Annotated in this window: 2 protein-coding genes; both read left to right on the top strand. The window is 63.3% G+C overall.

Features of this window, described 5'->3' with window-relative positions; all coding sequences use genetic code 11:
• The first annotated feature begins 327 nt into the window (after nucleotides 1-327).
• Nucleotides 328-1,128, top strand: a complete 801-nt coding sequence (locus ACFWF3_RS35125) for an oxygenase MpaB family protein (protein ID WP_379318422.1) — start codon at nucleotides 328-330, stop codon at nucleotides 1,126-1,128.
• A 262-nt stretch (nucleotides 1,129-1,390) separates the two neighbouring features.
• Nucleotides 1,391-1,658, top strand: a 268-nt coding sequence (locus tag ACFWF3_RS35120) for an aldehyde dehydrogenase family protein (RefSeq protein WP_379318420.1), incomplete at its 3' end; no start/stop codon positions are given.

The following is a 1,658-nucleotide window of genomic DNA, read 5'->3' as shown; positions in this document are numbered from 1 at the left end:
CACCACATCATTGTGGTGTCAGCGTGCACCATAATTATTCGAGGCGGCCCGCCCAGAATCGGATGAGGTAACGATGCCCTGCTGTCTGCCGGCGAGCTACCTCGTCGCGGGATTCCAGCGGCTGCGCCGTCGTCCGGCCACGGAGACCGACACCGCGAGTTTCACTCCCCGTTCGCGATGCGCTACGCCACCCTTTGGCAGCACGATCATCACGCCCACGCGAGGCAGGCGAGCCATATGCCGGTCCCGCCGCTCAGCTGCGCATTCATGGCGATCTCCACCCCTCGACAGCCTCTGACAGCTGCCAGCCTTCGAACGGAGCCGACCATGACCACACCGTCTCCCGTGCCCACCGCACCACACAAAGGGACCTCGCTGCTTCGCCGATACGTCGGCGATCGACGATTTCTGCTCGCCCTGCCGCGCGCGGTGGGGCTACAGATTCTGCACCCGGCCATCGCGACAGCTCTCGACGAACACATGGCGATGCGGCTGTGGTACCACAAAGCGCGAACCGTGTCGCAGACGGTTCACATGGCCTATCACGATCGGGACCAGCAGCACCGCATGGTCAACATTCATGGGCACATCGGCGGAACCGACGACCGTGGCGCGCGCTTCCACGCACTGAATCCGGACCTGTTCCACTTTCAGCACGCGACCTATGTGGAGACGCTGGTGGTCGCGATCAACACCTTCATCGCGCCGATGTCGGATCGCGACCATGAACGGCTGTACGAGGAGTGCTGCGAGTGGTATCTGCGATTCGGCGTGTCGGCGCGGGCCATGCCGCAGGACTGGGCGGGTTTCGGCGACTATTTCGAACGGGTGTGCGCACAGCAGTTACGCCTCACCCCAGCCGGTCGCACGCTCGCACCCGAGATCGTGCGTCCGACCAGCTGGGTCCCGCGACTCCTGCCATCCGCCGCCGTCCGCGAGTTGCTCCACCCTCGCACCAAGGAACCGCTCGACGTCCGTTCCAGACCGGGAGATCGGGCCGCGTTCCGCTCCTACGCCACCGGCCTGCGGATGGCGGCGACGGTAGCACCGCGCAGGATTCGCTACGTTCCTTCCGCGCGCGCCGACAGGCGCGCAGGTCTCGTCCATCGTGCGGGCCGGGAGCTGTAGTCGGATCCGATCCAGCTTTCCTGATCACCATTTTGATTCCCTTTCCTCTTCACCAGTGAGAGAATCCTCGGTAACATATAGCGGTCAAACACGGCTTCCACCTGTTCTGATATTTGCAAGCAGGGGCAAATAGCGGATGAACATGGCGGATCCGTTTCGACCCGAAGATCTGAGCCGGTCATCGAAATGACAGAGTGATATACAAAACATCTCACTCTGTCTAAGGTGGTTGGTAGTCCGATACGGCTATCCAGGAGAAAAAGTGTCTGATTCCGCCACACCCACCGTCGACGCCGCTGAACTGGCTGTTCGCAACCCAGCGTCCGGAGAACTGGTCGGCACCGTCGCCGTGTCGACCCAGGAGGAGGTCGCCGCAGCCGCGGCCGCGCTGCGCACAGCACAGCCGCGGTGGGCTTCGATCAGCGCGGCCGGGCGCAAGCAGTGGCTGCTCAAGCTGCAGGATTGGGTGCTCGACCACAGCGACGAGCTGGCGGACTCGATTCAAGACGAGTCAGGAAAGCCTCGGGTGG

This window comes from Nocardia sp. NPDC060220 (assembly GCF_042727815.1).
Lineage (GTDB): Bacteria > Actinomycetota > Actinomycetes > Mycobacteriales > Mycobacteriaceae > Nocardia.
This window is presented reverse-complemented; position numbering and strand designations above follow the sequence as displayed.